We start from the raw sequence: 6,458 nt of genomic DNA, 5'->3' as shown, positions 1-6,458 counted from the left end.
GTGAGGCCGTGCGCCAGCAGCAGACCGACCAGAAGGACGCACAGGATGCGCGTCTGCAATGAACGAGGCCAGTTCATGCCGGGTGCACCGCCTCGCTGAACACATAGCCCTCGTTGCGCACCGTCTTGATGTAGCGCGGCTCGCGCACTCCGTCGCCCAGGCGCTGGCGCAGGCGGCTGACCAGCAGGTCGATGGAGCGGTCGAAGACCTCGGCCTCGCGGCCTTGCGTGAGGTTGAGCAGCTGGTCGCGCGTGAGCACGCGCTGCGGGTGCGAGACCAGCACGCGCAGCAGCCGGTACTCGGCGCCCGAGAGGGCGACGACCGCGCCGCCCGCGTCGAGCAGGTGGCGCGCGGTGGTGTCGAGCCGCCAGTCGCCGAAGGCCAGCACGCGCGAGGGCTCCTGCGCCGCCAGGTTGGGCGGCAGCATGCGCGTGCGGCGCAGCACGGCGTGGATGCGCGCCAGCAGCTCGCGGGCGGCGAAGGGCTTGGTGAGGTAGTCGTCAGCGCCCAGCTCCAGGCCGAGGATGCGGTCGGCCTCGTCGCTGCGCGCGGTGAGCATCACGATGGGCATGTGTGGCTGGCCGGGGCTGCGCAGCTCGCGGCACAGCGCGATGCCGTCGGTGCCGGGCAGCATGAGGTCGAGCACCACCAGGTCGATGCGGCGCGAGGCCAGCACGGCGCGCATCTCGCGGCCGTCGGCGGCCACGCTGGCCTGCAGGCCCTGGCGGCGCAGGTACTCGGCGGTGAGTTCGCGGATGTCGGCGTCGTCGTCGACGATGAGCACGTGGTCGGCGGCAGCGGTCATGGGATGGGATTGTGGGCAGGCCGGGCAGGGCGCGCTGGGCTGGTTTGTATCCCAAGTTGTCTGGCGGCGGGGCCGACACCTGGCGCGACGAAAAGGCGCGTGGCGAACACATCGCCGACACCTGCGCTGCCTGTAATGCGGGCTCCTCCCAACCGACCAACGAGGCCCGCCATGATGAAACTGCATCCGATCCTCTTCACGCTCGTCGCCGGCTCCGCGCTGGCGCAGGGCCACGACGCGCCGCTCGGCCGCTGGCTCACCGAGAGCGGCAACCTCGAAGTCGAGATCGCGCCCTGCGCCGAGCCGCCGGCCGGCACGCTGTGCGGCAAGGTCGTGCGCGTGCTGGCCAACCGCTCGATGAGCGCGCCAGGGCAGGAGATGCAGCCTGCCGACACGCGGCCGGCGCTGGGCATGACGCTGCTGTCCGGCCTCACAGCCAGCGGCGAAGGCGAATACCGCGGCACGATCTACAACCGCGAGAACGCCAAGCACTACAGCGTGAAGCTCACGCCCGTCGAACCAGCCCAGCTGCTGGTGCGCGGCTATGTGGGTCTGCCGCTGTTCGGCAAGACGCAGGTGTGGCGGCGGCCGTTGCCGGAGGTGGCAGCCGAGGCCGCTTCGGGGGCCACCCGGTGAGTTCGCCGCTGCTCGCCTTCTCGGCCGGCGTGCTGACCATCGCTGCGCCCTGCGTGCTGCCCATGCTGCCCATCGTGCTGGGCGCGTCGGTGGCCTCGCAGCAGCGCACACGTCCGCTCTTCATCGCGCTGGGCTTTGCGCTCGCCTTTGCGGCGGCAGTGCTGGTGTTCTCCAGCCTCACGAGCGTGCTGGGCCTGTCGCCACAGGCGCTGCGCAACGCGGCGGCGGGGCTGCTGCTGGGCTTTGGCCTGCTGATGGTGTGGCCGGCGCTGTACCACCGGCTGAGCCTGCGTGCGAGCGGTGCGCTCAGCGGCGTCGCGGCCTGGGCACCGGCCGAGAAGCTGCGCGACGGCCCGCTCGGCGGCTTGCTGCTGGGCGCGAGCCTGGGCCTGGTGTGGACGCCATGCGCCGGGCCGGTGCTTGCGTCCATCCTCACCCTCATTGCCACCGAGCCGGCCTCGGGCCGCGCGGCGCTCCTGCTCGTCGCCTACTCGCTGGGCGCGGCGCTGCCCATGCTGCTGATCGCCTACGGCGGCCAGGTCGCCAGTGCCTGGGTGCGCCGCCTCGCCGGCAGCCTGCAGCGGCTGCAGCAGGGCTTCGGCGTGGTGATCGTGGGCGTGGCGCTGGCGCTGCTGTTCCAGCTCGATGGTGTGTTCACGGTGTGGCTGGCGGACCTGTACCCGCGCTTCGCCACCGGTCTTTGATTCAACGAAAGGAAGATGACATGGATTCCCGACTCTCTCGCCGCCACCTGCTGCAGGCGATGGCCGGTGCCGCGGCGGTGGCCGCGCTGCCTGCGGTGCGCGCCGCCACCCCGCAGCTGCCCGACTTCGGCGCCGCGCCCGAGTTCAGCGGCATCGAGCGCTGGCTCAATTCCGACGCGCTCACGATGGCCGGCCTGCGCGGCCGCGTGGTGATGGTCGACTTCTGGACCTTTGGCTGCATCAATTGCCAGCGCACCCTGCCCTTCGTGAACCGCTGGGCCGAGACGTACACGCCGCAGGGCCTCACCGTCGTCGGCGTGCACACACCCGAGTTCCCCTTCGAACGCCCGGCCGACGCGGTGGCCACGGCGATGAAGCGCCTGGGCGTCCGCCACCCGGTGGCGCAGGACAACCGCTACGCCACCTGGAAGGCGTACGCCAACCAGTACTGGCCGGCCACCTACCTGGTCGATGCGCAGGGCCGCATCCGCTACAAGCACTTCGGCGAGGGCGAGTACGAGCGCACGGAGGGCGTGATCCGCACGCTGCTGGCGCAACGCTAGTTCTTGAGCCGGTACCCGGTGCGGAACATCCAGGTCACCACCGCCATGCACACCAGCAGGAAGCCGCCGGTGGCGGCGAGGCTCCAGCCCACGCCCACGTCGGCGCTGTCGAAGAAGGCCCAGCGGAAGCCATCGATCAGGTAGACCACCGGGTTGAACAGCGTCACCGTGCGCCACAGCGGCGGCAGCATGTCGATGGAGTAGAACGCACCGCCCAGGAAGGTGAGCGGCGTGATCACCAGCATGGGAATGAGCTGCAACTGCTCGAAGCCCTTGGCCCACACGCCGATGATGAAGCCGAACAGGCTGAAGGTGACGGCGGTGAGCACGAGAAAGGCCACCATCCACACCGGGTGCGCAATGTGCAGCGGCACGAAGAAGGCCGCGGTGAGCAGGATCACCAGCCCCAGGATGATGGACTTGGTGGCCGCCGCGCCCACGTAGGCGATGACGAGCTCCAGGGACGACACCGGCGCCGACAGGATCTCGTAGATGGTGCCGGTGAAGCGCGGGAAGTAGATGCCGAACGAGGCGTTCGACAGGCTCTGCGTGAACAGCGACAGCATGATCAGCCCCGGCACGATGAAGGCGCCGTAGGCCACGCCGTTCACGTCCTGCATGCGCGAGCCGATGGCCGCGCCGAACACCACGAAGTAGAGCGAGGTGGTGATGACGGGCGTGACCAGGCTCTGCCCCACGGTGCGCATGAAGCGCGCCATCTCGAAGCGGTAGATGGCCCAGACGCCGTAGCGGTTGAAACCCATGCTGCTGCTCATGCCGTGGCCTCCGTCTTCTCATGCACGAGGCTCACGAAGATGTCTTCGAGCGAGCTCTGCTGCGTGTTCACGTCCTTGAAGCCGATGCCGAGTTCGCCCAGGCGGCGCAGCACCGGCGCCACGCCAGCATGGGTGTCGGCCGCGTCGAACTCGCGCTGCAGCGTGTGGCCGCCCGGCTTGAGCGCGAGGCCCAGCGCGGCCACTTCGGCCGGCAGCTCGGTCATCGGGTGCTCCAGCTCGATGGTGAGCTGCTTCTTGCCCAGCTTCTTCATCAGTGCGGCCTTCTCTTCCACCAGGATCAGCTCGCCCTTGCGGATGACACCGATGCGGTCGGCCATCTCCTCGGCCTCTTCGATGTAGTGGGTGGTGAGGATGATGGTCACGCCGCCGTCGCGCAGGCGGCGCACCATCTCCCACATGTCGCGGCGCAGCTCCACGTCGACGCCGGCGGTGGGCTCGTCGAGGAACAGGATCTCGGGCTCGTGCGACAGCGCCTTGGCGATCATCACGCGGCGCTTCATGCCGCCCGAGAGCGCCATGATCCGCTCGTGGCGCTTCTCCCACAGCGACAGCTCGCGCAGCACCTTCTCGATGTGCGCCGGGTTGGGCGGCTTGCCGAAGAGCCCGCGGCTGAAGCTCACGGTGGCCCACACGGTCTCGAAGGCGTCGGTGGCCAGCTCCTGCGGCACCAGGCCGATCTGGGTGCGGGTGACGCGGTAGTCGCGCACGATGTCGTGGCCTGCGACCGTCACGCTGCCCGAGCTGCCGGTGACGATGCCGCAGACGATGGAGATCAGCGTGGTCTTGCCCGCGCCGTTGGGCCCAAGCAGGGCGAAGATCTCGCCGCGGCGGATGGCGAGGTCCACGCGCTTGAGGGCCTGGAAGCCACCGGCGTAGGTCTTGGTCAGGCCTTCGATCGATACCGCGGCTGAACTGTCGTGGAGGGCTGGGGGCATGCGTGTCGCTCGTCGGTCTGCAAGCCGCGCATGGTAGGAGGAAGCGGCACTTCTTGCTGGTGGCACCAGCTGTCAGCAGTGCCTACTTCCAGGCGAAGGCCGGCTGGTCGAAATGCGCCACGCGTGTTGCGCGTCCGGCGATGCACACCTCGCGGAACTGGTAGAGCAGGGCGGCGGTGGGCGCGGCGATCCAGTCGCGGCCCACGGGCATGCGCAGCACGGCATGCTCGCTGTGCGCACTGCGGTCGAGCAGCGGCGCGTCGCTGCGCATGAACTCGGCGATGGGGATGCGGTGCACGCTGGCCACCTCGTCGGGGTTGGGCGCCAGCTCGCGCGCCGCGCCCGCCCACACCACCACCGGGGTAATGACGAAGCCCGAACGCGTCACGTAGTCGTCGAGCTGGCCGAGGATGGCGTGTGCGTCCAGCCGCAGGTCCACCTCTTCGGCCATCTCGCGCAGCGCGGCCTGTTCCGGCGTTTCGCCTGCGTCGATGCGGCCACCCGGCAGCGCCCACTGGCCGGCGTGGCGGCGCAGCGTGTGGGCGCGCCGCGTGAGCAGCAGGGCGGCCTCGGTGCTCCAGCCCGCATGCCGGGGAAAGCCCGCCAGCTCGGCTCCGTGACCTTCGTCGACGACGGCCATGGCGACGGCCGCGGTGTGGGGCGCGGCGCCACCTGCTGATGCAGCCTGCCGTTCGAACGCCCGCAGGTGGCTCTCGATGAGCGCACGGAGTTGGTTGTCTCGGGTCAGGGGGCCATCCATGCCGGGACTGTAGTGATTTCGCCCTCCTCCTGCGGACAGGCCAGTGACCAGCGGGCCGAGCGTCCGGCGTGGCAGCCGGCATTTGCGGTGCGGGTTAACCCGCAGCCACACGACCATCCTGTACAAGATCGTTTGCCTGCGCTGCCGAATGATGGCCCTTTGCCGTTGCAGAGCGGGCGCCTTGCGGCCCCGAGACCCCAGCCATGGATTTGCAGTTCGCCTCCGAGACCCGCTCCCGCACCGCTTCGCGCCTGCCCGCCCGGGTGGCCCATCCCTTCGGGCGCATGCACCTGGTGCGCGATGGCTTTCTCTACGCTGGGCTGGTGGCCGGCGTGAAGAGCCAGCGCCATTCGACCCTCATCTACCTGTCGCTGGACGGCAGCGAGTTCACCGTCGAATCGGGTGGCGAGCGGCATCGCGCGGCGGCCATGCTGGTAGGCCCCGGTGTGCACAAGTGCCTGCAGGGAGGCGCCGCGCCGCTGATGTGCCTCGACATCTTCCCAACCCACCGCAGCTACCGCGTGTTCGCGCACGCCCACCCCGCCATCCAGCCCTGGCCGCGGGAGCATTTCTGCAGCATCGTCGACGAGCTGCATGCCTTTCACGACGGGAGCATGGGCCTCAGCGCAGCCGACCGCCTTCACGGCCAGCTGGTGGCCCTGGCGGAAGAACGCATGCCGCCGCTCAAACCGATCGATGCGCGTGTGCGAGAGGTGATGCGCCTGCTGCGCGAGAGCCACCACCGCAGCATGGAGGAACTGGCCGAGGCGGTGTGCCTGTCGAAGGACTGGCTGGTGCACCTGTTCCAACGCGAGGCGGGCATCTCTCTGCGCAAGTTCGAGCAGGCGCTCAAGCTGCAGGCTGCGGCCACCTACGTGAACCGAGGCGTGAGCATGACCGAGGTGGCGGCGAATGCCGGCTTCGCCGACTCGGCGCATTTCTCCAAGCTGTGGAAGCAGCACTTCGGCTTCCCGCCACGGCGCCTTTTCGTGGGCACCGACCTCATCACCGTCGACCCGCTGCCCTGGCCGAGCTGCATCCAGCGCTGAGCTCGCCACGGTCGCGCCCGCTTCTTGTACGAGAGCGGTAGCGACTAACCCGACAGACGCACGGACGACCTCGCCAAGCGCGCAGGCCTCACCCTAGACTGGCTGCAATGTGAACTGCATCACGCCGATGCACGCGGCACACCGCGTGCGGTGATGCCATGACGCGCGGCGTCGCACACCTCTTCACCCAAAAGCAGACCACAGGAGAC

The 6,458-nt window shown here is 69.4% G+C and carries 8 protein-coding genes; 4 read left to right on the top strand and 4 right to left on the bottom strand.

Annotated features, from left to right (window positions below; genetic code table 11):
- Positions 1-73 precede the first annotated feature (73 nt).
- The gene (locus VFL64_RS11630; RefSeq protein WP_489540540.1) at positions 74-805 is read right to left on the bottom strand and encodes a response regulator; all 732 of its coding nucleotides are present in this window, start codon (positions 803-805) and stop codon (positions 74-76) included.
- Positions 806-976: 171 nt separating this feature from the next.
- Between VFL64_RS11630 and VFL64_RS11625 the strand changes: the two genes are divergently transcribed.
- Genes VFL64_RS11625 through VFL64_RS11615 form a run of 3 tightly spaced genes read left to right on the top strand, consistent with a single transcriptional unit; the run spans position 977 to position 2,708 of the window.
- The gene (locus VFL64_RS11625; RefSeq protein WP_489540539.1) at positions 977-1,441 is read left to right on the top strand and encodes a DUF2147 domain-containing protein; all 465 of its coding nucleotides are present in this window, start codon (positions 977-979) and stop codon (positions 1,439-1,441) included.
- Positions 1,438-2,145 carry a cytochrome c biogenesis CcdA family protein gene (locus VFL64_RS11620; RefSeq protein WP_489540538.1) on the top strand — a complete coding sequence of 236 codons (708 nt, stop codon included), beginning with the start codon at positions 1,438-1,440 and terminating at the stop codon, positions 2,143-2,145. Before VFL64_RS11625 ends, VFL64_RS11620 begins: the two co-directional genes overlap by 4 nt.
- Before the next feature lie 20 nt (positions 2,146-2,165).
- Positions 2,166-2,708, top strand: coding sequence for a thioredoxin family protein (locus VFL64_RS11615; RefSeq protein ID WP_489540537.1), 543 nt, complete (start codon positions 2,166-2,168; stop codon positions 2,706-2,708).
- Here VFL64_RS11615 and VFL64_RS11610 read toward each other — a convergent pair.
- The 3 genes from VFL64_RS11610 to VFL64_RS11600 form a co-directional block, all read right to left on the bottom strand.
- A complete protein-coding gene (locus VFL64_RS11610) occupies positions 2,705-3,484 on the bottom strand; it encodes an ABC transporter permease (protein WP_489540536.1) in 780 nt (259 codons plus the stop codon). The genes VFL64_RS11615 and VFL64_RS11610 overlap by 4 nt on opposite strands.
- Complete coding sequence (locus VFL64_RS11605) at positions 3,481-4,440, bottom strand: ABC transporter ATP-binding protein (protein ID WP_489540535.1); 960 nt, start codon at positions 4,438-4,440, stop codon at positions 3,481-3,483. The genes VFL64_RS11610 and VFL64_RS11605 overlap by 4 nt, the downstream gene beginning before the upstream one ends.
- Positions 4,441-4,522: 82 nt before the next feature.
- On the bottom strand, positions 4,523-5,200 hold the full coding sequence (locus tag VFL64_RS11600; protein WP_489540534.1) for an NUDIX hydrolase: 678 nt from the start codon (positions 5,198-5,200) through the stop codon (positions 4,523-4,525).
- Positions 5,201-5,403: 203 nt separating this feature from the next.
- Between VFL64_RS11600 and VFL64_RS11595 the strand changes: the two genes are divergently transcribed.
- Positions 5,404-6,249 carry a helix-turn-helix domain-containing protein gene (locus VFL64_RS11595; protein WP_489540533.1) on the top strand — a complete coding sequence of 282 codons (846 nt, stop codon included), beginning with the start codon at positions 5,404-5,406 and terminating at the stop codon, positions 6,247-6,249.
- The last annotated feature ends 209 nt before the right edge of the window (positions 6,250-6,458 follow it).

The organism is Rhizobacter sp. (genome assembly GCF_035702065.1).
Lineage (GTDB): Bacteria > Pseudomonadota > Gammaproteobacteria > Burkholderiales > Burkholderiaceae_C > Rhizobacter.
Note: the sequence above shows the minus strand (reverse complement) of the source record. Positions and strands in the feature narration are given on the sequence as shown.